We start from the raw sequence: 25,305 nt of genomic DNA on the forward strand, positions 1-25,305 counted from the left end.
CTCCATCTCGTCGGTCACTCAGCGTTCGGTCATGAGTACCCTACGAGATGGCGCGCGACACACCAAGGCGTGGTTCGAACCAGGCAGCTGGTCGGACGGGAGGCGTGCCGCGAAGGAGGTTCGCCGCCCGGCCGCGTCCGCTCACTCGGTGTCCCGTGCCGACGGCGCCCGGCCACGGCGGTGGAAAGCGAGGGCGGCCAGGCCGAGGAGAACGGCCCACACGACGCAGTAAGCACCGAAGAGCGCACCACCGCGGTCCGAGAGCAGGGCACCGCCCGTCATGCCCACCGCTCCCGCGGCCGCCATCGCCGCACACACCCACAGCAGCACCAGCAGCGTCCGCCGCCACAGCAACCGCCGAACCGGCGCCAGGGAGACCACCAGCAGGGAGATGATGATCAGGCCGGACGCGGCGTTGCCCCACTGGGCCAGTGCGACCTGTCCGGATCCATAGCCGAGGTACTCCTCCGGGGCCACCCGGGGACCCCCGGTGACGCCGAGGCGCCCTTCGAGAGCGAAGTGGACCTTGGACACGACGTAGAGCGACGTCCAGCCGATCGCCGCCCAGGCGATCCAACGCCCGGTCCGAACAGTCATGCGGCGATCTTCTCATTCGTGCGATCTTCCGGAAGATCCGGGGCGCGGAATCCGGCCACCCCGCGAACGGCAGCGGAAGCAGCCACCCCGGAACGTCACGGTAGGCTCTTCAGCGGTCCCCGACCGTCACCCGTCACGCTGTGCACTCCTTGAAACCAAGAACCACCCTCAGAGGAGCTCGGTCGTTCCATCGCTCCCGTGGAAGGCCGTGGTTCGGCCGGGTGCTGGGCTCAGAGGCACTCCACGTATGTTGATCACGGCCTTCTCCTGAGAGGAATCCCCAGCATCATGGCCTCCATCCGCCACGAAATCGTGATCGACGCGTCCCCCGAACACATCTGGGATGCGCTGCGCGACGTCGGCGCCGTACATCGACGCCTGCTGCCCGGCCGCGTCACCGGCACCCGGCTCGAAGGCGACCAGCGCTTCCTGACCTTTCCCGATGGGCACGTGATCCGTGAGCTGATCGTCGCGATCGACGACGACGCCCGCCGCCTGGCCTACTCCGTCGTCGAGGGCGCGCGGCCGACGATCGAGCACCACCACGCCTCGTTCGAAGTCCGCCCCGAAGGCGACCGGGCGGGCCGGCTGATCTGGACCACCGATGTCCTGCCGCACGCGCTCGCCGCCGAGATCCGGATTCGCGTCGAGCGCGGCGCGATGGAGATGAAGCAGGCGATCGAGGCCGCGGCATGCGGGTGAACCCGGGTCGGCACACTGATCCATCCGCACGTTCGCCTGTATCCGGCTCTGTCCGCGAGGCCGTGCACCGGCGATGAGCGTCTTGCGCGAAGCAGGTTCGCTGAGACAACCGGTCGTGTTCTCGGAGAACACTGTTGGCGATTCCACCCCGCAGCGCTGAGGCGCCGCACCAGCTCGCGATCGTCTCGGTTCTGCAGTTCCTGGAGAACCTGTCGGACCGCCAGCCGCCGCATCGAGAGGATCAAGAGTAACCGAACTGGCCGAGGCGGTGCTGGGCGATCTCGATCTCGGCGGGGGTGAACAATTCCGCGAACTCGGGCCGGACGACCAGGGCCTCCACCGTCAGGTCGAGCCGTCCCCGCTCCCACAGCGCCGCGAAGCCGTCGGAGACCGCCGGGGCATTCAGCAGTTTGCGGGCGGTGGTGAGGCTTCCGTGCTCGGCGAGCATGCTCAGGAAGTAGGTGGCGTGGTAGTTCGCCTCGCTGCGGGCACGGTCGTAGATCGAGCGCATCGCCTGGTCGAACGCGACACTCACCGGACCGGCCGGTTCCGGCGCGGTGCCGGGGACCGTCTCCTCCTCACCCGCGACGGTCATATTGCGGCGGTTCACGTAGCCGAGCAGAGCGTCGACGGAGGTGAACACGAGATAACCCAGCTCCTCCAGCCGGGGCAGGTCCGCGACGTCGGGGTCGAGTTCCAGCACCACGGGCCGGTCCTGGCCGAGCTGGAGCCCATCGGGCCAGAACGCCTCGGCCACGGCCAGGGCGCGACCGGTGGCGGGGTCGGCGATCTCACTGTCGAGCGTGGGCTCGGCGTAACCCAGCCGGACGATCTCCTCGACCATGGCCTTGATCTGCGCGGCACGGACGTCGTCCTGCTCGTCGGCCACGACGGTGATCGGCTGGAGCTCGACGGCCGCGGCGGCGGAGGCTCCGTCGCGAAGCTCGCTCAGGAACGACTGCGCGGCCTGGGCCAGCAGTTCCCGGCGGGCGACGAGGAAGTCACGGTAGCGGTCGACGCGCCACAGCTCGGGATCGGTCGGAATCCACTGCGAGGCGAGCACCCCGGGATGCCTCTCCTCCGCCTCGGCGAAGTACTCCTCGGGGGAGCGCTTGCCGATCACGAGGTTGGTGTCCTGGGTCAGGAAGCAGAAGTTCGCGACGGCGTTGACGTCCCCCCGGTCGTATCCGGCCTTGTACAGCAGGGCCTTGGGGAAGATGTGGTGGACCTGGAGCGTGGTGAGCTTGCCGAGCATCTCGGCGCGCAGTTCCAGGCCGCTGCCGAGGTCGCGGGCGCCCTTGACCCGGGTGAGCATGTACAGCAGCGGGTAGAACCGCGATCCCCGGGTGGACGCCTCGAAGTCGTGCGGCCGGATCTCCAGGTTGCCGCCGCGCCAGCGCTGCAGGGTGGAGATCAGCCCGTCGATGCCGGAGCGTTCGGCGACCTCGTAGTCCTGGGCGAGCACGGTCTCCGTCGAGCCGGCGAAGCGCCCCCACAACGCCGAGTGGACGTACCAGAACAGGACCCGGTCGCGCTGGGCCGCGTCGAGGAAGCGCCCGCCGGGCGTCAGGTGGAGCAGCCGGGAGACGACGGGGATCGCGTAGCGGCCCATGAGGACCTGCTCGTGGTCGAGGCCGAGCCGTCCGGAGACCGCGTCGAGGAAGGTGCCGATGTAACCGACGGATTTCGTCAGAGCGGTCTCGAACTCCTTGTCGGCCACCGAGTCGAGCGCGGTGAACACCGCCCGGCCGGTGGCGACGGCGGTGGTGTTGCGCAGCAGCCAGTCCAGGGAGAAATCGAACCCCGCCTCCCGCCACCGCTCCAGGTGGTCGCGCATCACCTGGCGGGCCGGTGACCACTGGGCGCAGATCTTGGCGAGCGCGAGGTCGCCCTTGGACAGTGCGGTGCCGCCGGAGTTGACCCGGTTGAAGATGTCGACGACGACATCGACGTCCTTGTCCGGACCGGTGATCTTCTCTTCGTGGAACTCGCGCTGGAGCAGGTTCGACAGCCGGTTCAGCCGCTCGAGGTAGGTGGCGAACTTCTCCGGGAAGCGGCCGAACTCGCGGATGAACGGCTCGAGCCCTTCGGTGAAGAGCCGGGTGACATCGACCCACCGCACGTCGTCGCGCATCTTCGCGGGGCCGTAGAACTCGAAGGTCTCATCCTCGACGTTGAACCGCAGACCGGTGAAGGCCGCCGGGTCGCCCTCGAAGAACTCCGGGGGGCGCCCGCGGACGACCTCGTACAGCGAGGTGATGCGCTGCTGCCCGTCGAGCAGGAGCAACCGTACTCCGCCATCGGGGCTGCTGCCGCGAACGGAGGCCATGTCGGGCTCGGTCTCCCAGAGCAGAAGGCCGCCCACCGGATATCCCTTGTACAGGGAGCGCATGAGCCCGCGGACCTGGTCGCGGTTCCAGACATATCCCCGCTGGAACTCCGGCAGCAGCACCGTGCCGTTGTCGATCTGGTGGAGGAGCAGCGACAGAGTGGCCATTGTCCGCCTTCCATGGCTTGGCGATCCGATAAGGAGATCAATAATTACGTATTGCGCTTCCCTTGTCACCAAAGGTCATCGAACGAGTCCCGACAGAAAAGGACTCGGTGCGCCGTGCCAGGACACGTTGAGCTGCTCCCGGGCCCGCGTGCACGCGACGAACAGCAGGCAGCGCTCACGCTGCAGGTCCTGGGCGTTGGTGAGCTCGTCCTCTTCCACAGGGGTCACCGCGCTCGACGACGGCAGCTGGTGCTCCCCGACGCCGATGACCGCGACGCACCGGAATTCCAGTCCCTTCATCCGGTGCATGGTCCCGGCGCGCACGACCTCGTCGGCCTCCTGGACCTTCGCCAGCGACCCCGCTCTGACACCCGCCCGTTCCAGGACCGCGATCGCCGTGTCGGCCAGCATGTTGGAACGCGCCGCGATGCCGATCTCGCCGGGGGCGACTCCGGCGTCCAGCCACTGGCGGACCTTCTCGGCGAGCGCCTCCAGTTCACCCCGCTGCGAGCCGAACCCCCTCAGCTCGGGCGGGCGGCCGTGGACCTGCGACCGATAGCCCGCGACCGTGTCGAGTCCTCCGTCCATGTCGTCGATCGGCTCACCGCGCAGCATGCCGAGGCTCCAGGCGAGGATCTCGGCGGTCGTGCGGTAGTTGATGGTCAGCCGGGACGAGCGCCCGGCGACCTTGATACCGACGTCGCGCAGCGAGACGCGGCTGCTGTAGATGCGCTGGTGGGTGTCGCCGGCCACGAAGACGTCGTCGGGCCCTTCGGCGACGGCCGCGCGCAGCAGCCGCCACTGCACCGGATGCAGGTCCTGCGCCTCGTCGACGACGACGTGCCGGTACGGCCTGTCGGCCCGCTCCTCCAGCAGCCGGGTCGCCTCGACGCAGACCGTCTCATGGGTCCACACCTTGCGCCGCTTCAGCTCCTCCTGGAACTCCCAGACGGCCTGCCAGAGCTGCGCCTTCTGCCGGGCGCCGAGGCGGCGGCCCCGCCCGGCTCGCTTGGCCGCGAGGTATCCGGCGGCGTCGGTCACCTGCTGGGCGAGCACAACGTGCCGCCACTCCTCGGCGAGGAAGGTCTCGGTGAAGGACAGCTCCAGCCGTTTGACGATCTTCCGCCAGATCTCCTTCTCCTCCTTGTCCCGGAGGATTGCGGGCCGGCCGTGCCGCTCGGTGAAGACCTGGTGGGAGAGCTGGTCGACGTGGCGCGCGTCGATGCCGTCACGGATCTTGTCCGATCCCGCCAGCAGCCGCAGTCCTGCCTCCAGGGACGCCGAGAGCGTGGAGGTGAAGGTGGTGACCAGGACAGGTCCGCCGGCGAGACCGGCGAGGTGGTGGGCCCGGTGCAGCGCCACGACGGTCTTGCCGGTGCCGGGGCCGCCGGTGACGCGGGCGGAGCCGCTGAACGCGGCCCGCACGACCTGCTCCTGCGCCGGATGGAGGTAGATCTTCCAGAGCGCGAACGGGTTCCGGAACACCTCCATCAGCTCATCCGGGCCGTCGACCAGCACCACCCGCCCGGGAGAGCGCTCGACGGCCGCGGCGATGTCCTCGGTGTCGTACGGCTCCCGCTCCGGGGCCGCGCCGAGCTCGGCCCAGACCTCCTCGGGGGTGAGCCCGGCGGCCAGGCCGTACAGCGCGTCCCACTGGCTCTGCGGCAGGAACGCCCTGGCCGCCTCCAGCTGGATGACGTCGGTCAGCGCGCGGGCGAAGGCGAGGGTCTGCTCGTCGACGCCGAGCCGCGTCAGGTCGGCGTCCGCGACGTCCTCGAACAGCAGCCGGGGGGCGCGATCGGCCATCCTGGCCAGTTCCGGCAGCGTGGCGTCGATGGCGATGCTGTCGCGGATCTCGATGCAGCCGGTGAGCGCGTTCACCGAGGCCTTCCGCCGCCCGGCCCAGGCGTAGGCGTCGTCGTGCGGGAGCACCTTCAGCAGGGTGAAGGTGTCGCCGGTCTCCGGCGCGAGCACGACCCCGCGCCAGAACTTGTCGATGCGGATGGTCCGGAAGCGGTCGTCCTTGGGGTTGTTGAGCTTCTCCAGGTGCAGTCCGGTGTGCGTCGCCTCCTCGAACTTGCCGAAGACCTCGGCGACCCGGGTCTGGACGGAACGCTCCAGTTTCCCGTAGTCGACGAGGAAGTCCTTGTCGATCCCCAGCCTCGCCACGCGTTCCCCTTCCGAGGCGGCCCTTACCGCCCGCACACATCTGTATGAACGATCGGCACCCGGTCTGCCGGTGTTAGCCGTCGAGCCTTTCGAGGACTTCCCGGACCCTGACGGCGTTGATGTGGCCGGGGCCGTACCGCCGTTCCAGGTCGGGGAGGAGTCCTCCCAGCGTCCGCCCGGCCTCGACTCTCCTTCCGGAGCCGAGTTCCAGCAGCCCGATCTGACGGCGGAGCTCCAGGATGCGGTCCTCGTCGACGCCGAGACTCCTCTCGTCGTCGAGGAGCCGCCCGAGCAGTTCCAGGGCGGGACCGGCCTGCCCGAGCATCGCGTGACAGTTGGCCTCCATCAGGCGGCAGCGCAGCACGAGGTCGTCGCCGGGGCCCTCCAGCTCCGCCACGTCGGCGGCGAGCCTCTGGAACTCCGGGGCCGCGCGCCGGTAGTCGCCGCCCAGGAAGAGCACGTCGGCCAGTTCGATCCGCAGGTCGATCACGGTACGGTCGGCCGCGCCGTACAGCCGGACGGCCGGTGCCACGGCCTGCTCGAGCACCCCCGCGGCCTGGACGAACCGCGACTCGGCCTTGAGCGCGGCGGCGTCCTTGCGGGCCACGGCGACGACGAGCGAATCGGCCTCCGAGGGCAGGACGCGCGCCGCGGGCCGGGCCGGCTCACGCGCCGCGGGCCGTACCGGCTCGGCCGTCGGGTGGGCGGCGGGCACGACGGAACGGTCCGCGGGCGGAGGCGCGGGGGCGTCGATGCGGCTGACCACGGCCGCGTACATCCGCGCCGGGTGCAGCGCGGAGGTGTCCACGTAGCCGGGCAGCGGCGGAAGCTCACGGCAGAAGTCCAGCAGCCGTTCGTAGACCACGGCCGCGGAGGACGGACGCTTCTCCGGCTCCTTGGCCAGCAGCCGGAGCAGGAGCCGCTCAAGGCCCTCGGGGGCGTCGCGCCGCCGGGTGCGGAGCGGCTTCGGCGGCTTGTCGGCGTGGTTGCGCATGGATGCCAGGGCGGTGGCACCGGCGAACTGGTTCTCACTGGTGAGCAGCTCGTCCAGCACGACGCCGAGGGAGTACAGGTCGCTTCTGGGGCTGGTGGCGCCCGACTCGGCCTGTTCGGGTGCCATGTACTGGGGGGTGCCGACGGCGACGCCGGTCCCGGTGAGCCGGGTCTCGGTGCCGGAGAGAGCGGCGGCGACCCCGAAGTCCAGCACCTTGACGGTGCCGTCGGGGCAGAGCATCAGATTGCTCGGCTTCAGGTCCCGGTGGACCAGGGAGCTGGCGTGGGCGACGGCCAGCACCGAGCAGACCTGGGCGGCGATCGCCGCGGCCCAGGCGACCGGCACCTCCTCCACCTCGTCGAGCAGCGAGGAGACGGGGCAGCCGTCGAGGAGCTGCATCACCATGTACAGGTCGTCGCCATCCGACCCGCAGTCGTAGACGGCGGGCACGCCGGGGTGCTGCAGCCGGGCGGTGATCCGCGACTCGCGCACGAACCGCTGGATCAGCTCCTGGTCGGGCCGGCCGCCGGGCAGCTTGTCGGTCCGGATGAACTTCACCGCGACGGGCCGGTCCAGGCGCTTGTCGTAGCCGAACCAGACCTCGCCCATGCCGCCGCCCTGCCGGGAGAGCGGATCCAGCTCGTAACGGTCGCCGATCGTTCGCTTCTTCAACCCGCTCCACCCCTCGCCACATCGGTGGTTTCCGGGAAAAACGTACACGCTCCCCTGGCGGTGGGCCGGGCTTCTCCCCTCGCTCCACCTGGGGCGGATCGGCTGTCGCCCGGCCCCGTCACCGCTCCCTCATTTCAGCCTCGTCAACGTGCCCTTGGCACGCAGTTCGGCGATGTGCTCGGCCGCCCGCCGTGGCGCCGTCCCGCCCCTGACGAGCAGCCCGGCCTCGATGTTGCGGGACACCCCGGACTGGGTGAGGTTGGCGCTGGAGACCAGCAGCGCGCGCCGGTCGGCGACGGCGAGCTTGGCGTGCATCTTCGCGCCCTTCGTCTCACGCCTGCCGACCGGCCACTGCCACAGCTGCATTCCCTCGACCGAGGCGAACGCCGAGGCGGGTTCGGCTCCGGCGAGCGCGCTGCCCGCGCCCTGCAGGGTCTCCACCACCGCCATGACCGAGACGTCGCGTGCCACGGCCGCGCGCAACGCCTCCAGCAGCGGTTCGTACGGCATGGCGGAGTAGGTCATGAGCACCAGCTCGTGCGCGGCCTCACCGACGAGCTCGACGAGCACCCGCCCGGTGGAGCGGACCGGTACACCGTGGGTGCTCGGCCCGCTCCACACCGGTTCGACGGAGACCGTCGCCCGGCGGTGTTCGTATCCGGCGGCGACCCCGCGCAGGTAGGCGGCGAACTCGCCGTACGGCATGCCGAGCGCCTCCCTCGCCGCGAGGATCACCTGCGCCGCCTCGGGAAGGCCGGGGACCGGCGCCACGTTCACGACGGAACTCGCCGGCTCCCCCGCGGCGATCCGGTCGGCCAGGGTGCGCACGTGCACCGGGCCGAACCGTTCGACCGCGTCGGCGGCGGCCTCCTCCAGCGCGGCGCGGGCGGCGCTCATGGCAGTTCGGGGTAGATCGCCAGACCGGCGTCCTCGTCGATGGGCACGACGAACCGGCGGTCGAGGAAGCGGTTGCCCCGCTCGCAGGTCGTCTCGGACACGAACAGGCACACGTGGCAGGCGGCGCCGTGCAGGAAGTCCTCCGGTTTGCTCGGCAGCCGTTCGGCGCAGAGCGGGTCGGAGGAGCAGTGCCGGGCGTCGGCCAGCGCACGGCGGGTCAGCCGGACCAGCTCGTCGGGTTCGGCCAGGGAGACCAGGCCGCCGAGGGTGCCCTCGGCGTCGGGCACGGCGGTGTAGATGAGGATGCCGCCGCGCGGGTCGTCCTCGTTGCCCGCGTAGATCCGCTCGGCGAGGCTGGCGGAGTTGTAGCCGCATTCCAGCGCGATGGTGCGGATCAGCAGGTGCGAGAGCGTGTGCAGAGCGTAGTAGCGGGGGCCGGGCCAGCCTCGGTAGCGGGTCTCGTCGTCGAACGTCAGACCGGTCCGGGCGGAGTAGCGGTGCTCGCGGAAGCGGCCGTAGGCCTCGCGGTGCCGCCGGAAGGCCTCGGACTCCTCTACGCGGGCCTCCCAGCCGGTCAGCAGGTCCTCGGGAAGCCGCAGGAAGACGCCCTCTCCGCACACCTCGCTCGCCGGCACCCAGGTGGACTTGGACCGGGAGAGCGGGACCCGGAGCACCAGCTCCGGGTCCTCCGGATCGGGAGCGTCCAGCCGGGTGAAGCCGACCATGGCGCGGACCTCTCGGAGCCGCTCGACCTGGACCACGTCGGAGAAGAAGCCCTTGAGCAGGGGCGGCACGCCCTCCGGATCCCGGTGGGCGGTGAAGTCGTCGCTCGGCTCGGGCAGGACCGGGCTGGAGAACACCTGCCACTCGGGCGTCAGCAGATCCGGGTACCCCTCCGCCTCCTGCTCGTCTCCTGTCTCCTCCTTCTTGCGATGCTGCTGGATGGCCGCCCAGAGCTCCTTGTCGTTCCACTTCTCGAACTCGAAGGAGAGCGGCGGCATCGTCCGCATGAACAGCAGCGTCTCAGGCCCGGCGACGGCCTGCAGGTTGCCCCAGAAGTGCTCGACCTTGCCCTCCAGCTCGCCCGCTCCCACCTGGGGGACGAACAGCGCCGACAGGGTCTGCGGGAACCACTGGTTGGAGGCGCCCACCACGAGCACGTGGAGCTGCTTGTCGCAGCCGTTCTCCGCGTGGGTGCCCAGGTGCGGGTGGCGGCCCCGGCACCGGGGAAGCCGGTCCCGGCCCTTGCGGTCCATCGCCTCGCGGATGTTCCGCGTGGCCTTGCAGCGCTGGCAGCTGATCTGCACGTTGGCGCCGATGTTCCCGCCGCGGTCCTCCATCAGCAGGTTCGGCTTGGACGCGACCGAGCAGGCATCGCCCTGGTGGACGAACTCCAGGTAGGGGAAGTCGTCCAGGTGCCCGGCCGTGCAGGCCAGCACGAAGCGGGCACCGACCACGAGGCGCTTCCTGTTCCCCTTGCCGCACTCGTGGAAGAACTTGGCCTCGTGCGGCTTGCGGGGCTTGTCGTTCTCGAAGCCGAACGCGCGGGAGTCGATACGGGCCAGCAGGTTGCAGGCGGTGCAGCGCATCCAGCCGGGGAACGGCATGACGGGCACGCCGGTCCGCGACGCGTCGCCGTTCGGGTTGGTGTCGGTGCCGGGGATCCACGGGGCGGGCCGCATCTCCTTCACCGTCTTGCCGAGCATCGCCTGCACGGCGGCGAGCAGCCGCGGCTCGGTGATGACGGCGGCGTTGTCGCCCAGCTTGTCGTAGCGCCAGTCGTCGAGCCCTCGCACCAGCACCGAGAAGCTCGGCAGGTCGACGATGGAGCCCACCCCGGAGGTGAACATCAGGTGGCTGGGGCGGACCGCTCCGACCCGGCGCCGGTACGGCGAGAACTCCGCCATCACTTGCCCTCCCCATCCGGCGCGGAAACGGCGTCCGTGCCTGTCTGGCCGCCGTCGGGCGGCAGGAAGCTCCACGGGGGAGCACCGACCGGCGTCTCGAAGATCCCGCCGCCGGAGCCGGCGGACGGGAGCAGCAGGTTGATCTCGTTCTCGGTCTCCCGCATGGAGTTGCCGACCGTGAGCGGCCCCCAGGGCCCGTTCCCGGCCCGCTCCAGCAGCCCGATCACGATCTCCTTGCTGGTGCTCTTCTTCGGCTCGTACCCGAGCCGCGCCGGGCCGTCCTTCGCCGTGTTCCACTTGTCGATCACGGTCTGGATCCGCTCCGCCAGCGCCTCCCGGCCGCGCGGCCCGCCCGCCACCTCGGCCCGCGCCAGGAACCGCTCGACGATCCGCTCGACGACCGGCCCGTCCAGCTTCACGTCCTCGGCGTCGCGGTTGCACGAGTGGGACTCCTCGGCGTTGCGCACCGCCGCCGCGAACGTCGCGGCGGTGCCCCGGTCCAGGGCGCGGCGCGTGTACGGCGTGACGGACAGAGCCTCGACCTGGCGGTAGAACGTCGCGTGGTAGTGCTCGAAGTCCTCGTAGTGCGCCAGGTCCCTCGGGCGCGACCAGTTGTAGAGCGTGACGACCAGGCCCGGCTTGGTGGCCTCCCGGCCGACGCGGGAGGACGCCTGGATGTACTCGGCGGTGTTCTTCGGCTGGCCCGTCATGACCATCAGCCCGAACCGGGGCACGTCGACGCCGACCTGGAGCATCGAGGTGGCGAGCACCACGTCGACGGGCGGCCGGGCGGTCCGGCGCATGCTCCGCAGCTCGCGGTACCTCTCGGCGAGCGGGTGGGCCCGCCGCCGCTTCGTCTCGTCCTTCTCCCGCATGATGTCGGTGATCTCCGCCCGGCACTCCTCGATCCGCCGGGAGGTGTCCAGCTCCGCGTCGAAGCCGATCTCCAGCTGCTTGAGCACCTGGCTGATGTCGCCGGAGGAGATGCGGGAGGTGAGCTCGACGGCGTTCAGCATGTCGGTACGGCTGAGCAGCCGGTTGGACAGGCCCTTGCGGGTGCCGTTCACCCTGACCCGGGTGGTGACGTCGTCGTCGAGGTAGCGGCGCATGCCCGCCAGCTCGCGGGTGGCGTTGAAGTAGCCGACGAGCGTCATGTAGGGGTCGGCGGCCTCGCCGTACCGGTCGAAGACGGTCTGCCCGGCCAGCAGCAGGATCTCGGCGAGCCGGATCTCCGCGGACTTCAGGCGCACGCCGTGCGCGCAGACGCCCAGGTAGCGGCGGCCGGGGGTGGCCGGGGTGACCTCGACCTGCCGGGAGAAGAACGTGTCGGACACGTCGATGACCTGCGGCGGGAAGACCGCCAGGTCGCGGCCGAAGACGCCGAGCACCTGCCGGGCGGCCCGCTTGGTCGTCGCGGTCGAAGCGATGATCTTCGGTCCTGTGGGGCGGCCGCCGACGGTCCAGGTGCACAGCTCGTCCACCGCGGCCTCGAACAGGCCGACCGTGGTGCCCAGGGCGCCGGAGATGAGGTGCAGCTCGTCCTGGATGATCAGGTCCGGTGGGCGGAGCCGCGCCACGGGGCGGCTCTCGGTCTTCGGCAGCCTGCCCTTGGCGTGGTGCTTGCCGCCGCACTCGGCCCGCTCGTCCATGTCGGGGTGGCGGTAGCCGTGCCGGGGGCAGCGCTGGCCGACCCGGCCGAACAGGTGCCCGGCGAACCCGCGCCACGGCAGCTGCGCCAGCTTGTCGACGGTGGCGATGACGAGGCTGGGCACCAGCCGGTAGATCTCCTCGTCGACGGTGAGGATCGGCAGGCCCTCCCGCCGCGCGTACACCGCGTCGTCCAGCTTCGCCCCGGCCGGGGCCAGCGGGTCGCCGGCCAGCAGTCCGCGGAGCATGCGGTCCTCGCCGAGCCGGGAGAACGGGCACACCTCGGCGTCGCCCTCGCTGCCGCGCCCGCAGTAGAGCAGGATACGGCGGCGGCCCTCGTCGACGTCGATGTTCCGGCCGGCGACGAGCTTCTCCCCGCACCAGGGGCACGACAGGGTCTGCAGGACGTTGGCCCGGAGACTGTCGGGAGCCTCCTTGGCCTCGGTGATCTGGTCCGACGCCTCCGCGAACCAGTTGGGCGAGACGCTGCCGCCCACCCAGAGGCCGATGCGGAACGGCTCGGTGCCCCAGGTCGCCGGGTCCTCGCGGCGGACCACCTCGGCCGCGCAGACCAGGGCGGCGGCCCGCTGGAACTGCTGGGCGGTGAGCAGGCGCAGGGTGTAGCGCATGAGCACGGAGACGCCGTCGAGGCCGTTGCGGGCGTGCTCGCCGGTGCCGACGGTCTTCTGCAGCCGCCGGATCGCGAACGTGTAGGCGGTCAGGCCGAGGTAGGCCTCGGTCTTGCCGCCGCCGGTGGGGAAGAAGAGCAGGTCGACGGTGGCGGTGTGGTCGGCGGCCCGCTCGGGGTGCGCGGGGTCGGTCAGCGACGGCAGGTTGAGCAGCACGAACGCGAGCTGGAACGGCCGCCACGAGGCCGCCTTCGCGCCCTGCTCGCCGATCTCCGCCATCGCCTGCGGGTAGCTCAGTCCCTGCTCCTCGCGGAGCTTGGCGACCGCCGTACGGCGCCGCTGCAGCGCCATCGTCCGGTTGGCGAAGCGGAACGCGGCCAGCGCCTGCCCGTGCCGCTCGGCGGTGAACTCGGGCTCGCCGCCCACCGTCTCCGGGGTTCCGCAGAGCAGCCTGATCCCAGCCCGGACGCGGGAGGCGGCCTTGCGCGCCTGGTGCACGGCGACCGCCGCGGCCTCCTGGAGCGGCTCCGGCAGGGTGGGGATGCGGGCCTCCTGCTCGTCCAGCCAGGAGGCGTAGCCGTCGGCGAGCGGGGTCAGCCCGGCGGCCAGCGTCTCGGGCGTGCCGTCGGCGAGGGCGTCCATGGAGAGCTCGACTCCGGCCAGGGCGGTGCCCTCGCCGACCGGTGCGACGGTGGCGGGCACGTCGTGGACCGGCAGCCAGGTGGTGCGGAGCAACTCGGCGCGGCGCTCTCCCTCGGCGACCTCGGCGTGCACGGCGACGTTGCGCCCGTTGGCGTAGCGACGCTCGTCCCGGTAGAGCAGCCGCAGGTGCTTCTCCTCCAGGTCATCACCGGCCCCGCCGGAGGTGCCGGTGGCACCGTCGAGCGGGTCGTCGACCGGGAGGAAGACCGCCGGGCCCTGCCCGGGGACTGCGGTCACGGTCAGCCCGGCCTGGAACAGCCACGCGGTGTCGGACCGCTTCTCCGGCTCGGCCTGCTGGTTGACCAGCGCCAGCTCGACGACCCGCCGCCCGTCCTTCTGCGGCCGTACGGCGAGCGTCAGCAGCACGCCGGGGGCGTCGGGGCCGTCCATGGTGAGCGGGATCTTCTGCGACGGCTCCCCGTCGAGCCGGACCACCCTGTACTGGTTCATCTGCTCGCGCGTCCAGACCGTCCTGGTCCGCGCCTTGCCTTTGGCGTCCTCGACCTGCTTCGATCCGGGGGTGTAACGGCCCCAGGCGGCGGTGACCTCGAGTGCGTCGACGTCGCCGGGCACGGCGAACGACAGGCCCATGGAGGAGGCCCAGAGCCGGCCGAGGTTCTGCGGGGTGGGCCGGTCGGCGAGCTCGCCGTCCTCGGCGTCGCCCTCGACGCCGAGCTCGGTGTCGGGCACCTCGTCGGCGTCGTCCACGGCGAGCTTCGGCGACGGCTTCGGGCCGAGCATGCCGACCAGGTAGCGGTCGCGCGGCCCCATCACGTGGTGCGGCAGCTCCTCCGACTCGCCGTCCCACGGCCCGAGCAGGTCACGCGCCACCAGCTCCTGGAAGGCGTCCCGCACCTCGAACGAGCCGGCCTGCTCGAAGTCCTGCGGCGTCCCCAGCCCGTGCCGGAGCCGGTCGATCCGCTCCTGCTTCGGGTCGTTCTTCTGCTCCTGGTCGGGCATGACCGTTCTCCCCTCCTCGGCGCCGTTCCCGCTGCCGCTCGGAGCGGCACCGGGGCCGAACAGGTCGTCCTGCTCCGCTCCGGCCGCGAACAGCTTCTCCTGCCGGTCGAACACGTGGGGGCGTCCTCTCAAGTTGCGCATGTAGTTGTACAAGTACGGGTAGCATCAGCGCATGGCGAAATTCCTGCAAGTCGAGCCCCTGGCCAGCGCCCGTGCCCAGCTCAGCGAGACGATCGCCCGTATCAGCGAGCAGGGCGTCCAGGCCGAACCCGTCGTGATCGGCCGCCGCCGCAAAGCTGAGGCCGTTCTCATCAGCTTCGAGCTCTACGAGCGGCTCGCCGACCTCATCGACGAGATCCAGCTCGCCCCTCTGCTCCGGGAACGACTCGCCGGAGTGACGGAGAGCCCGGACCTGACCCTGGAGGAGGTCGCCGACTCCCTCGGGATCGATCTCGAAGAGCCGCTCGCGCCCCGCCCGGACGGGCATGAGTCCGTGGCATGAGGTAACGGCCTGACATTCACTCCGAAGGGTAGCGATTCCGCTACTCTTCGACTTATGCTCCCCGCGCACACCGCCATCTACACTCGTGACATGAGCGACAACGCGTTCGAGGTCCCGTTGAACGAGGCCGACGGCCACCTGCCCGACGTCATCACCGCCGCCGCCGAGCGCCACACGATCGCCTACCTCACCGACCAGGGGCGCCGCGTCGCAGCGATCGTCCCCGCCGATGAGGCGTGGTATTGGACGCCCGGCTGGCAGGCGGCCGAGGCCGAGGCGGACGCCGATGCGCGCGAGGGCCGGACTCGCGTCTTCGCCACCGCCGACGGTCTCTTCGCCGAGTTCGACACGGTACGCGGAGACGTCGGCGAGTGAAGTACGAACGCACGGCGTCGTTCCTCCGCGACATCTCACGACTGCCTCCCGAGCACTACGTGATGTTCAGAGACGCCGTCTACAAACATCTGCTTCCGGCGATCGAGCAGGGAGCCCACACGGGCCAGGCGTCCTGGCCCGTACGGCTCCGCGTCCACAAGCTCACCGGCACCGACGTCTACAGCCTGACCTGGAACTTCTCGTCTCCGGACGGTCGGGCCACGTTCCGCTTCGTCGCCACGGACGACGGTGAGCCCGTCCTGCAGTGGCGCAGGGTCGGCGACCACTCGGTCTACGACCGCCCCTGACCCATCGGACATCAGAACAGCTCGCCCGTCGTTCCCTCGGCCGCCTTCAGAGCCCGAGGAACCTTGGACCGGGTGGTCTTCTTGTCGTGGAGCCCCTTGGCGACCTCTTCGGCGTAGCGGGCGTGGTTAAGCTCCAGGAGGCGGTCCACGAACTCCCGCTGCACGTCTACGGAACCAGGCTGTGCGGCGGGTGCCACGGTGTAGCGCATCTCCCGGCCACCGATCTTGTAGTGGCCGTGGCCGAGGCCCTGCTCGATGAGGTTGTCCCAACCGTAGGCGCGGCATACTGCCTCGTCGATGTCCCGGTGGATACGGGCTCTTCGAAGTTAAGCGGGGTTGAGGCATCCGCGACCTCGTCGGGTAGTGGCGCAGCGGGTGCGTAGACGCTGGTTTTCGGGATTGCGGAAACCGTAGGCGTCTCGGGCGACCGTCTTGATCACTCGGTTGGTGCCCTCGGAGCCGGCGTTGGTGACGCCGGTCCGGTACCTGTCAAACCGGTTGGAACATCAAGCTACGTGCGGTGTTTGTGGTGAGGCCTCGGCTTCGGGAGCCGTTGACGGCTTGTTGATCCACACCCGGGAGGGCAGCGGCGGCGGACAGGGCCGCCGGCCGCGGAACCGTTCGGGGTGGGCCAAGAAGGCCGCGTCCAAGGTCGCGACCCGCCGGGCGTGAATCTCGACCGCGGAGCCGTCGTGCACCGACGCCGGAGTGTGCATGCCGATCCCAGAATGGCGATGCTCGTTATTGTAATACTGGAAGAACTGCCCGCAGAAGACGTTGGCATCTTCAATGGAACCGAATTCCCCGGGAAATGCCGGACAATATTTGAGTGTTTTAAACTGCGCTTCGGAATACGGGTTGTCGTTGGACACGCGCGGACGGGAATGAGACTGATCGATTCCCAGCAGTGCGAGCAGGCCGGAAACGGTGTTCGACGTCATCGAGGTACCCCGGTCGGCATGAATCGCCTCCGGGGCGATCCCGCCGTTGGCCTCGATCGCGTGCTCGATGAACTCCTTGGCGAGGATCCCGGTCTCCGTCGGCCAGATCTCCCACCAGACGGTTTTCCGCGAGAAGATGTCGATGATGACGTACAGCAGATAGTACGTACCGCGCGAGGGGCCTTTCAGCTTCGTGATGTCCCACGACCACACCTGGTTCGGGCCGTCGGCCTCCAGCTCGGGTTTCTTCTTGGCCGGGTGGACGGCCTGGGCCCGGCGCTCACCGGCCGTGCCGCGCATCCGCAGCAGCCGGTACATGGTGGCCTGCGAGCACAGGTAGACGCCCTCGTCCAGCAGCATCGCCCACGCCTGGCCCGGAGACTTGTCGGCGAAGCGGGGCGAGTCCAGCACCGCCAGCACCTGCGCCCGCTCGTCCTCGGACAGTTCGGCCGGATGGTGAAACGGGCGGCGCGGTCCCAGCCGGGGCGGGACGGGATTGCGGTGCCGGTGCAGCGTGGCCCGGGATCTCCCCAGGACCGCACATGCCCTGACCGTGCCGATCGTTTCCTCCATCGCGGGGAAATGCTCGTCGAGGATCCGGTTCAGCTCTTGTCGGAGTCCGCGCTGCTTGAGATGTCCTGCAGCAGCGCGAATGCTTTTCCCGCGATGTCCAGGGCGGTCCTGGTCTTCCCCAGCTCGCCGGCGAGTCTTTCATTGCGGGCTTCGAGTTTGGCCGCGTCGGCCTTGAGCTTCTTGTTCTCGGCGCGCAGCCGGGCCATTTCCTCGGACTCGGCGCTGCGCGCGGGCTTTCCCGTCGAGGCGGCCAGGGTGCCGCCTTCAGCCTGCTTGCGCCAGTGCTCGATGTGGGAGTGGTACAGCCGTTCCCTGCGCAGCAGGGCGCCGCGCTCGGGGCTGCCTTCGGGCAGGGCGTCGAAGGCCGCCAGGATCCGCGCCTTGTAGGCCTTGGTGAAGGTGCGCCGCTTGGGCCGGCCCGGCTGCTGGGAGGTCACGCGACCATCCTGCCCGGTCATGGCGGTCTGGTCGGCGAGTGTCATCGTCACTGTCGTGGTGGTCCTGTCTCGCCCTGCTTCATATCAGAGGGAATCGTACGTCCCATGTCTCACAGCAGTCTGACAGAGAGGGGTCTGGATGAACGCGAGGATCTCGGGCCACCAGGTCTCGACCGTGCTCGCCAAGCGGTGGAGCTCGGACAGGCCGGAGGCCGCGCATCGGTCGTAGAAGCGAAACAGCCGCTCGGCGATGACCGCGCGATCGGGGTGCGTGCGGGCCAGCGCGAGCAGGTCGAGCAGGTCTTCCTTGGCGTTCCACGCGGCCAGGATCGGCACACCGATCCGCTTCGGCAGCGCCATCAGGTCATCGACCATCGGATCAAGCTGCGAGCCGTGCATCCGGGCGGCCGAGCGGGTCAGCCGGTTGCGCAGCTCCCATTCCCGGTTGCCCTTGCGCCCGCGCCGGCCCCGCACCTGAACGGTGACGCGGCGGCGGACCTCGGTGACCGCGGCGTTGGCCAGCTGCACGATATGAAAGTGATCGATCACCAGCCTGGCCTGCGGTAACACCGCCCGGACCGCGGACTTGAAGATGGTGCACATGTCGATCGCGACGAAGGCCACGCCATCGCGCCAGGCCTGGCTACGCTCGCCGAGCCAGCCGGTGACGGCGGCGCTGGTACGGCCTTCGACCTGGCCCAGCAGCCCTTGCCCGCCGGAGATGTCGACGAAGCCGACATGCCAGCGGTCCACGACGGTCTGCCAGGTGCCGGTGGTCTCCTCCCAGCTCCAGCGGGGCCGGCCACGGCGGATCTCGTCGATCCCCAGCACCGTGACGGGGGCAGGCTGATCGGGCAGGACGCGGGCGGCGTGCGCGGTGAACGCCGCCCAGGCCACCGGCCAGGACACGCCATGGTCGCGAGCCGACTGCACGATCGTCCTCCCTCCGTCGGCGACCGCCGCCCCGGTGGCCTGGCGTAATCGCGCCGTCAGCCGGGCCCGGGCCGGGACCTGGGCGACGTGCTCGGTGAACGTCCCTCGCGGGCAGGCCGACTCGTCGCAGTACCAGCGGCGTTTACGCCAGCGCAGGTCACAGCGGCGGCCCGCGACCGGCAGATCACGTGGGCGGGTGGTCACCCACTCCTTGACCCGGGCCGCCGGCGTCCCGCACTCGGGGCAGGCCCGGGCGGTCTCGTCGGCGGTGACCAGATGCACGATCGGCCCCTGTCCGCACTCGTTCCCGTCCTGACCTGCTGTGATGACGTCGACGACGGCCAGGCCCTCCAGGCCCAGCAGCCGGGTCGTATCGTTGACCATGCTCGCGGCTCTTCTGTTGTCGTTCTTGCCTAGACAACAGGAATGATCAAGGAGAGCCGCGGGCTCCCTCAAGAGGCGATCTCAGCCCCGAACGGCCCGGTGAGTGTTCAGACCCCGGCTAAGTTCGAAGAGCCGCTCTTCACCGCCCGGTGGATCGTCGCCCCCTCGGCCATGATCTGGTCCAGACCCACTTCCCGAGTGTCCCCCTGGGCCAGAGTGTTGGTGGCGATCAGCCCGGTCTGCCCCGTCGCGTTGAGCAGATCATGAGCACGAAGCACGAAGTACGCGACCAGGTCAGCGCTCCCCCGCGTGCCACGGCCGATCGCCTCCACCAGATATTCTCGGTAGGCCACGCCCAGTGACCCCGTGAGCTTCTGGCCGCCGAGGAACGGCGGATTACCGATGACGGCGTCGAAGCCGGGACCACCCGGTCGGGGCCGGACCAGAGTGTCGCCCGATTCTTTGGAACCTCCACCGGCCCGCTCCGCGAAGACCTCGGGAAAGATCAGCGGCCAGTGGATCGGCCGACGGTCGAGGGAGCCGTCGGCCTGATCGAGGGCCAGCCACCTGCGGAGCTGGATGCGGGCCTTCACCTCCGCCCCCTCCGCCCTCCTGCTCACCGCGTCGGCAAACTCGGCGGCCTTGATCGAGGCGACATCGGCACTCACCTTCCATCCTTCGGCCGTCGAACCGTACCGGCCGCGACCGCCGTCGACATCCAGGTCGGGGGCGGTGACGTCGTAGATCTCCCGCGCCAGCGCGCCGCCCACGGCGAGGTCGGCGAAGAGCCGGAGCTGCGCCGAGGCCACCTCCGCGTCGGCGAGCCGCGACCGCTTCCTAGCCAGTGCGCCCAGCGGATCGTCGCCCAGCTCGATCTCGGCGATCTCCCGGCGGCTCTCGGCCAGTTCCGCGACCTTGACGCGCACTCCGGCCGTCCAATCGAAGATGGCCTCGTGGACCTTCCTGCCCCGCGCCGGATCCATGTGCATGTATTCGAGCTGCTCCAGCGAGGTGATGCCGAGCAGCGCGTCCCCCACCACCAGCCGGTCATCCACGAACGTGAAGGGAAGCTTCAGGTCCCGGTGCATGGAAACGAGCCAGAGGGAGAGCTTGGCCATCTCCACGGCCATCGGGTTGATGTCCGCGCCGTACAGGCAGTGTTCGATGATCTGCCGCCGGGCCCCGACCACCACCGGATCGGCGTCGGCGTCAGTCGCGTGGTCTCCGGCCCGCGCACGGTATTTGAGAGCATCTTCGTCCTCCTCCCGGACCCAGGCGTCGACCAGCGCGTCGCCCAGGTAGCGGGCCGCCGCGACCAGGAACGCCGCCGAGCCCATCGCGATGTCGGCGACCTTTAGACCCAGGATCTCCTGCGACGACTTCGGCTTCCACTGCGAGCGGTCGGCCGTCTGCAGCGGGCCGACGTGGTAGAGCAGCGGCTCCAGCGCGCCCTCGACAACCTTTTCGGCGAGGTCACGCGGCGTGTAGTGGGTTCCGGTGTTCTTCCGCAGCGGCGACTCGGTGACGTACAGCGCCCCAGGCAGGATGACCACGGGCAGGCCTTGCAGATCCTCGCGGATCACTCCGAAGAACGGCAGCAGACGTCGGGCCAGGTCGGCGTCGCCGCCGGTGACGGCGAGCAGGCGGCGGGTCGCCTCCAGCGTGGCGGCCTCGTCCATCGGGGCGAGTCGCTTGCGCAGCGCGGCGACCGAGCCGATACCGGAGTCCTTGTACTTCTCGGCGAGCGCAGCGGCGAGGTCGCCCCCGGCCCCGGCGAGCCTCTCCAGCGCGGTGAGCTCGACCTCCTCCTCCTTGCCGGCCTTGCCGACCAGTCCCACCACGGTGTCGGCGGCGCGGAAGCCCTCGTAGGAGAGCAGGCCCTCGTAGAGCCGATCTGCTCGACGTCGAGGGAGCGGAAGCTGAGCGTGCGGCGCTCGCGGTTCTTACCCGTGCCGACCGTGACGTACTGCACGGCGCGGAGCATGTGCAGCACGGTCCGGTCGTCGATGGTGAGCGGCATCCACGAGTGGGCATCCGGGTCGAACAGGGAGCCGTCGTGGGCGTGCATCGTCAGCCGGGGGTGCTCCACCCCGCGGTGCACCGCCCGGAAGAGGGCGAGCAGGCGGTTCCAGGCGGCGTGGCTGTGGGCCAGCTCCTCCTCGCTGCCTTCCAGCGCGCGCTGCTCCAGCTCCGCGCAGAGCCGACCGGCCGAGTAGGCGGCGGCGTAGACCGCGTTGTCGGAGGGGAGCAGCTTGCGTTCCTCGGCGAAGAGCAGGAAGACGATCCGCATCATGACGGAGACCGCACCGCGGTAGACGTCGTGCGCGCTCACCTCACCGGGTACGCCGGCCCGGCCGAAGGCGGCGACCAGCAGCTCGACGGCCTGGCGGACCTGCACGCCAAGGGCCTCGGTGATGTCCTCCTGGCTGTCCAGGCTGGCCGCCAGCAGGGCGGGCAGCCGTACGGCCTCGGGGACGGAGAAGAAGCGGTCGCGGTTGAGCAGGGAGACGAAGGCGCGCACCACGTCGCGCTCGGCCGCCTCCGGCCAGGAGACGGCGTCGAAGGTGGCCGTGGTGGTGGTCTTGCCGCGGGGCGCCCAGACCAGGGTCCACCAGCGGCCGTCGGTGACCAGGCCCAGTTCGACGCCGTGGTGGCGGCAGAGGTGGGCGACCCGGTCGGCGGGGGTGGCCGCCCACGTGGAGGTCTTCATCCGGGCCGTCGGCCGGCCGCTGCTGATCATGCCGATGAGCCGGGCGGTGGCGGGCGCGGCGGCCTCGCCGGGAACGGCCAGCGCGAAGGACGGCACGAGCGTCGTCTCGTGCTCGGGCACGTCGACCCTGAGGGCGTCGAGCCCGCCGTCGAGACCGCCGAAGTGCACGGCGTCGCCCCAGCGCAGGAGGGTGCGCAGGCAGTACTCGATCCAGGCGCGGCGGTCCCCCGGCCTGTAACCGCCGCCCTTCTGCCAGGCCGCGTGGGCGAGGCGGAGCCGTTCGCGCTCCTGCTTGTCCAGCCCGTCGAGGGCCTTCCAGGTGGAGCGGAGCACCGGCAGGCTGAGGAACGGGCCGGAGACCTCGACCAGGCTCAGCCAGTCGCGGTGGTTGACGTCGCGGGTGAACGTCTTCATCGGGTCGCCTCCCGCTTCGGCACGACGAAAACCACGGCCACCGGGAACCGGTGCGCCTGCGGATCGCGGTAACGCGCTTCGATGACTTCGATCTCGCGATCACGTTCCTCTTTCAGACGGGACAAGCGGCTCTCCCAGGATCTGCGGTCTCTGCGGTACTGTTCGAGCTCTTCCCCGACCTTGGTCAGCTCGATACGGCTGAACAGCGCGTCGGCCCCGTCGCCCTCGGCGAGCTTGGCGCGGAGAGTGGTCTCGAACCGGTCGAGATTCTCGATGATGCGCTTCTTCTCGGCTTCCTTGCGCTGGACCAGCTTGCGGGCGAGCTGGTCGCGCTTCTGGTCCTTGCCGTCGATGCGCCAGTCGATCGACTGCTTGACCGCGTCGCTCACCCCCGGCCAGGCGGCTGCGAGGCGCTGCCGTACCGGGGCGGAGGCAGGGGTGCCCTCGGTGAGGCCGCGGCCGAGGATGCCGCCGAGCTGGCCGAGGTTCTCCAGCCGCCGGAACCGCCCGTTCTCCGGCACCCAGCCGCCGGCGTACAAGACCTCCTCGTGCAGCCGGACGCCGTCGCCGCCGACCAGGACGTAGCGGAAGAACGCGCCGACCAGGGTGGTCTCCAGGGCCGGGTCGTCGCTGACCACGGCGGTGACCCGGTGCAGGCCGATCTCGCTGTTGGAGACGGCGGCGCGCAGCAGCCGGGTGGACATGGCGACGAGCGGGTGGCCCAAGTGGGCGAGGACCACGTCGTCGCGGACGCGGCCCTCCGGGTCGAGCCGGGCGGCCGGGTCGAACGTCACCGGGCGCTGGCGCGGCGGCTTGCCGTCCTTGGTGAGCTTCTCCAGCAGTCCCGCGCCGGCGCGCTCCCACGAGCCGGTGAGCGGCGGCACGCTGTACAGGCCCTCGGCGAGGTGCTTCTCGTCGAGGTGCGGCGTGAGCGGCTGCTGGCGGGCGAGCTCCAGCGCGGTGTCGACGACCCGCTTGACGTTGGCCGGGGTGATGCCGAGCTCCGCGACGGTGTCGTCGAGGTTGGCGCGGAGCCTGCGGACCTGCTCTCCGACCTCGGTCTCGGCCGGAACGGTCTCCCTCCCGCCGGCGTGCTCGACGTCGTAGTCGGCGATGTCGCCGAGCATGCGCCCCTGCACGGCCCTGACAATGACGGCGTTGACCGAGCCGAGGTCCTCCTCCATCCGCGCGACCTTGGTCGCCACCCGGGAGAGGAACTCCAGGTCGGCCTCGTAGGAGTCGACCCGCTTGTCCCAGCCGGCGCCGACGAAGTGGCGGATGTCCGGGGTGTGCTTCTGGCCCCACCGGTCGATCCGGCCGATGCGCTGCTCCAGCTTGTTGGGGTTGAACGGGATGTCGTAGTTGATCAGGCGGTGGCAGTGGTTCTGCAGATCGATGCCCTCGCTGGCGGCGTCGGTGGCCAGCAGGATGCGGACCGGGTGCTCGCCGGGGTCCTGCTGGAAGGCGACGCGGAGCCGTTCCCGCTCGTCGGCGGCGATCCCGCCGTGCAGGATCTCCAGCCGCTCACCGGCCAGGTCCTCCTGGAGGAGCAGGTTCTCCAGCCACTTCTGGGTGTCGCGGTACTCGGTGAAGACCACGACCCGCTCGTCGGTCCAGTGCTCACCGGGGCGGCAGACGCCCTTGAGGTACGTGATCAGCTCGCGGGCCTTGGCGTCGGGCGCGGCCTCGTAGTCGCGCGCCCAGGCGCGCATCCGCTTGAGCAGGGTGATCTCGTCCTGGGTGGCGGCGCCCTGGAGCGGTCCGGCCAGGCCGATCGCGTCGTCCTCGGCCTCGGCGAGCGGCTCGTCGTCGAGGGTGCCGCTCTCCTCCCAGAACTCGTCCATCCAGTCCTCGCCCTCGTCGTCGGCGGGCGAGACGGCCGGGGCGGTCTGGGCGGCGGCCCCGGAGCCGCCGACCGTGTCGAGGTAGACGTCGAGGGTGCGGCCGAAGGCCGAAGGGCTGGAGAACAGGCGCTTCTTCAGCAGCAGCGTGACCAGGTCGGCTGCCTTGCGTCCCTTGACGCTCTTGTTGAGCCGGGCCCGGCGGACCTTCGCGAACTCCTTGAGCAGGTCGTGGATCTCGCGCTCGTCGGCGGGGTAGACGACCGGGATCGCACCGGTCGTGCGGTCGAGGAACTTCTTCGTCCCGTCGGGGTTGACGATGTGCCGCTTGAGGCGGCGGATCACGGTCTCCTTGACGGCGGCCGGGTCGGGGTCGACGCCGCGGGCGAAACGCTGGTCGTCGAGGATCTCCAGCAGCGCGGTGAAGCTCGCCTGGTAGCCGTTGTGCGGGGTCGCCGAGAGAAAGAGCCGGTGGGTGAAGTGCGGGGCCAGGCGGCGGATGAGCTTGGTCTGCTGGGAGTCGACGGCGTAGACCTGCTTGGGCGCGGCGGGGGCGGCGTGGTGGGCCTCGTCGAGGATGAGCAGGTCGAAGCGGCGCTCCGGGCTCCTCGGGTCGAGCACCTCGTCCAGCAGCCGCTGGGCCTTGACCCCGCGCAGCCACGGCAGGCTGACGATGGTGAGGGGATGGACCTCGAAGGGGTTGGCGGCGCTGCCGTGCGTGCGGCGGACGATCGCGCAGCGCTCGGTGTCGACGATCGTGAAGTCCAGGCCGAACTTCTCGGCCATCTCGTCCCGCCACTTGAGCGTGAGACCGGCCGGGCAGACGATCATGATCCGGCGGGCGCGGTGCCGGAGCAGGAGCTCCTGGGCGACGAGCCCCGCCTCGATGGTCTTGCCGAGGCCGACGTCGTCGGCGAGGAGCAGGTTGACCCGGGGCGCGTCGAGCGCCCTGGCCACCGGTTCGAGCTGGTAGTCCTCGACCGCCACACCCGACCGGAAGGGCGCCTGCAGGGTCTTGACGTCGGCGCTGGTCACCGCCGACCAGCGGATGGCGTCGAGGAAGGCGGTCAGCCGCTCCGGCGAGTCGAAGCCGTCGGGGTGACGTCGGGCAGCGAGCCGCTCGGCAGGACGCGCCGGCCGGGCTCGATCTCCCAGATGACGTCGAGGGTCTCGCCGTACCGGCCGTCCTCGACGCTCTGCAGGGTCACCAGCGTGCTGGTCTCGCCGGGATCGACGTTGCTGACCACCCAGCGCTGTCCCCGGATCGCCACCAGGTCACCGTCGTCCGGGAGTCTCTCCGCCGTCGCACTCGTCACTGACCACTCCTCGCCAACCGCTTCTCACCGGCGCACGTTACCGACCGCAGCCCCATCATCACAGAATAGGGAACCCCGCAAGGTCGGACGAACACCCATAAAGTGCATAAAGCCGACTGCAACCAGAGAGCTCACCCTGGAAGCGTGGACGGGACTTTACGCCTCTTCTCTGGTCAATGTCTACAGGCACAAAGTCTC

Annotated in this window: 19 protein-coding genes and 1 pseudogene; 4 read left to right on the forward strand and 16 right to left on the reverse strand. The window is 70.3% G+C overall.

The features are described 5' to 3' along the window. Positions 1 to 141: 141 nt before the first annotated feature. A complete protein-coding gene (locus HS045_RS22500) occupies positions 142 to 597 on the reverse strand; it encodes a hypothetical protein (RefSeq protein WP_196453403.1) in 456 nt (151 codons plus the stop codon). Between the two features lie 288 nt (positions 598 to 885). Between HS045_RS22500 and HS045_RS22505 the strand changes: the two genes are divergently transcribed. Continuing rightward, complete coding sequence (locus HS045_RS22505) at positions 886 to 1,299, forward strand: SRPBCC family protein (RefSeq protein WP_196453404.1); 414 nt, start codon at positions 886 to 888, stop codon at positions 1,297 to 1,299. Between the two features lie 241 nt (positions 1,300 to 1,540). Here HS045_RS22505 and HS045_RS22510 read toward each other — a convergent pair whose 3' ends face one another. The 6 genes from HS045_RS22510 to HS045_RS22535 all read right to left on the reverse strand — a co-directional run bounded on the left by HS045_RS22510 (position 1,541) and on the right by HS045_RS22535 (position 14,373). Then, positions 1,541 to 3,796, reverse strand: coding sequence for a DUF262 domain-containing protein (locus tag HS045_RS22510; protein ID WP_196453405.1), 2,256 nt, complete (start codon positions 3,794 to 3,796; stop codon positions 1,541 to 1,543). A gap of 75 nt (positions 3,797 to 3,871) precedes the next feature. Next, entirely contained in the window at positions 3,872 to 5,965 is a 2,094-nt protein-coding gene (locus HS045_RS22515; protein ID WP_196453406.1) for a UvrD-helicase domain-containing protein, read from the reverse strand. A gap of 73 nt (positions 5,966 to 6,038) precedes the next feature. Further along, positions 6,039 to 7,631 (reverse strand): serine/threonine-protein kinase, encoded by a 1,593-nt coding sequence (locus HS045_RS22520; RefSeq protein WP_230884534.1) that lies wholly within the window; start codon positions 7,629 to 7,631, stop codon positions 6,039 to 6,041. Positions 7,632 to 7,760: 129 nt separating this feature from the next. Continuing rightward, the gene (gene drmC / locus HS045_RS22525) at positions 7,761 to 8,528 is read right to left on the reverse strand and encodes a DISARM system phospholipase D-like protein DrmC (protein ID WP_196453407.1); all 768 of its coding nucleotides are present in this window, start codon (positions 8,526 to 8,528) and stop codon (positions 7,761 to 7,763) included. After that, positions 8,525 to 10,435, reverse strand: coding sequence for a DUF1998 domain-containing protein (drmB, locus tag HS045_RS22530; protein WP_196453408.1), 1,911 nt, complete (start codon positions 10,433 to 10,435; stop codon positions 8,525 to 8,527). Before drmB ends, drmC begins: the two co-directional genes overlap by 4 nt. Then, positions 10,435 to 14,373 carry a helicase-related protein gene (locus tag HS045_RS22535; protein ID WP_196453797.1) on the reverse strand — a complete coding sequence of 1,313 codons (3,939 nt, stop codon included), beginning with the start codon at positions 14,371 to 14,373 and terminating at the stop codon, positions 10,435 to 10,437. The genes drmB and HS045_RS22535 overlap by 1 nt, the downstream gene beginning before the upstream one ends. 172 nt (positions 14,374 to 14,545) lie before the next feature. Here HS045_RS22535 and HS045_RS22540 point away from each other — a divergent pair, with 172 nt between their 5' ends. From HS045_RS22540 to HS045_RS22550, 3 genes are all read left to right on the forward strand, one after another. Beyond that, positions 14,546 to 14,875, forward strand: coding sequence for a type II toxin-antitoxin system Phd/YefM family antitoxin (locus HS045_RS22540; protein WP_196453409.1), 330 nt, complete (start codon positions 14,546 to 14,548; stop codon positions 14,873 to 14,875). A gap of 90 nt (positions 14,876 to 14,965) precedes the next feature. Then, positions 14,966 to 15,250 (forward strand): hypothetical protein, encoded by a 285-nt coding sequence (locus HS045_RS22545; RefSeq protein ID WP_196453410.1) that lies wholly within the window; start codon positions 14,966 to 14,968, stop codon positions 15,248 to 15,250. Then, the gene (locus HS045_RS22550) at positions 15,247 to 15,558 is read left to right on the forward strand and encodes a hypothetical protein (protein WP_196453411.1); all 312 of its coding nucleotides are present in this window, start codon (positions 15,247 to 15,249) and stop codon (positions 15,556 to 15,558) included. Before HS045_RS22545 ends, HS045_RS22550 begins: the two co-directional genes overlap by 4 nt. Before the next feature lie 11 nt (positions 15,559 to 15,569). Here HS045_RS22550 and HS045_RS22555 read toward each other — a convergent pair whose 3' ends face one another. From HS045_RS22555 to HS045_RS34850, 9 genes and pseudogenes are all read right to left on the reverse strand, one after another. Next, a complete protein-coding gene (locus tag HS045_RS22555) occupies positions 15,570 to 15,767 on the reverse strand; it encodes a hypothetical protein (RefSeq protein ID WP_196453412.1) in 198 nt (65 codons plus the stop codon). A 117-nt stretch (positions 15,768 to 15,884) separates the two neighbouring features. Next, a pseudogene (locus tag HS045_RS22560) lies at positions 15,885 to 16,040 on the reverse strand (transposase); the annotation flags it as partial. 24 nt (positions 16,041 to 16,064) lie between these two features. Continuing rightward, positions 16,065 to 17,072 carry an IS3 family transposase gene (locus HS045_RS22565; RefSeq protein WP_196450887.1) on the reverse strand — a complete coding sequence of 336 codons (1,008 nt, stop codon included), beginning with the start codon at positions 17,070 to 17,072 and terminating at the stop codon, positions 16,065 to 16,067. A gap of 29 nt (positions 17,073 to 17,101) precedes the next feature. Continuing rightward, positions 17,102 to 17,560, reverse strand: a complete 459-nt coding sequence (locus HS045_RS22570) for a hypothetical protein (protein WP_196450888.1) — start codon at positions 17,558 to 17,560, stop codon at positions 17,102 to 17,104. Positions 17,561 to 17,593: 33 nt separating this feature from the next. Further along, on the reverse strand, positions 17,594 to 18,826 hold the full coding sequence (locus HS045_RS22575; RefSeq protein WP_196453413.1) for an ISL3 family transposase: 1,233 nt from the start codon (positions 18,824 to 18,826) through the stop codon (positions 17,594 to 17,596). 107 nt (positions 18,827 to 18,933) lie between these two features. Then, positions 18,934 to 20,505: an Eco57I restriction-modification methylase domain-containing protein gene (locus HS045_RS22580; RefSeq protein ID WP_307827685.1), complete on the reverse strand. Its 1,572-nt coding sequence runs from the start codon at positions 20,503 to 20,505 to the stop codon at positions 18,934 to 18,936. Beyond that, complete coding sequence (locus HS045_RS36240; RefSeq protein ID WP_307827652.1) at positions 20,406 to 21,950, reverse strand: hypothetical protein; 1,545 nt, start codon at positions 21,948 to 21,950, stop codon at positions 20,406 to 20,408. Before HS045_RS36240 ends, HS045_RS22580 begins: the two co-directional genes overlap by 100 nt. Next, positions 21,947 to 24,946 (reverse strand): DISARM system SNF2-like helicase DrmD, encoded by a 3,000-nt coding sequence (gene drmD, locus HS045_RS22585; protein WP_307827686.1) that lies wholly within the window; start codon positions 24,944 to 24,946, stop codon positions 21,947 to 21,949. Before drmD ends, HS045_RS36240 begins: the two co-directional genes overlap by 4 nt. Next, the gene (locus HS045_RS34850; protein ID WP_230884536.1) at positions 24,859 to 25,107 is read right to left on the reverse strand and encodes a hypothetical protein; all 249 of its coding nucleotides are present in this window, start codon (positions 25,105 to 25,107) and stop codon (positions 24,859 to 24,861) included. Before HS045_RS34850 ends, drmD begins: the two co-directional genes overlap by 88 nt. Positions 25,108 to 25,305 lie beyond the last annotated feature (198 nt).

The sequence above is a fragment of the Planomonospora sp. ID82291 genome, from assembly GCF_015711645.1.
In the GTDB taxonomy this organism is placed as follows: Bacteria; Actinomycetota; Actinomycetes; order Streptosporangiales; family Streptosporangiaceae; genus Planomonospora.

Bases quoted from the DNA above. Each gene is read 5' to 3' on its own strand.
- HS045_RS22500 (WP_196453403.1), bottom strand. From the start codon at position 597: ATGACTGTTCGGACCGGGCGTTGGATCGCCTGGGCGGCGATCGGCTGG.
- HS045_RS22505 (WP_196453404.1), top strand. From the start codon at position 886: ATGGCCTCCATCCGCCACGAAATCGTGATCGACGCGTCCCCCGAACAC.
- HS045_RS22510 (WP_196453405.1), bottom strand. From the start codon at position 3,796: ATGGCCACTCTGTCGCTGCTCCTCCACCAGATCGACAACGGCACGGTG.
- drmC (WP_196453407.1), bottom strand. From the start codon at position 8,528: ATGAGCGCCGCCCGCGCCGCGCTGGAGGAGGCCGCCGCCGACGCGGTC.
- drmB (WP_196453408.1), bottom strand. From the start codon at position 10,435: ATGGCGGAGTTCTCGCCGTACCGGCGCCGGGTCGGAGCGGTCCGCCCC.
- HS045_RS22535 (WP_196453797.1), bottom strand. From the start codon at position 14,373: ATGCCCGACCAGGAGCAGAAGAACGACCCGAAGCAGGAGCGGATCGAC.
- HS045_RS22540 (WP_196453409.1), top strand. From the start codon at position 14,546: ATGGCGAAATTCCTGCAAGTCGAGCCCCTGGCCAGCGCCCGTGCCCAG.
- HS045_RS22545 (WP_196453410.1), top strand. From the start codon at position 14,966: ATGAGCGACAACGCGTTCGAGGTCCCGTTGAACGAGGCCGACGGCCAC.
- HS045_RS22555 (WP_196453412.1), bottom strand. From the start codon at position 15,767: ATGCGCTACACCGTGGCACCCGCCGCACAGCCTGGTTCCGTAGACGTG.
- HS045_RS22565 (WP_196450887.1), bottom strand. From the start codon at position 17,072: ATGGAGGAAACGATCGGCACGGTCAGGGCATGTGCGGTCCTGGGGAGA.
- HS045_RS22575 (WP_196453413.1), bottom strand. From the start codon at position 18,826: ATGGTCAACGATACGACCCGGCTGCTGGGCCTGGAGGGCCTGGCCGTC.
- HS045_RS22580 (WP_307827685.1), bottom strand. From the start codon at position 20,505: ATGGACGAGGCCGCCACGCTGGAGGCGACCCGCCGCCTGCTCGCCGTC.
- HS045_RS36240 (WP_307827652.1), bottom strand. From the start codon at position 21,950: ATGAAGACGTTCACCCGCGACGTCAACCACCGCGACTGGCTGAGCCTG.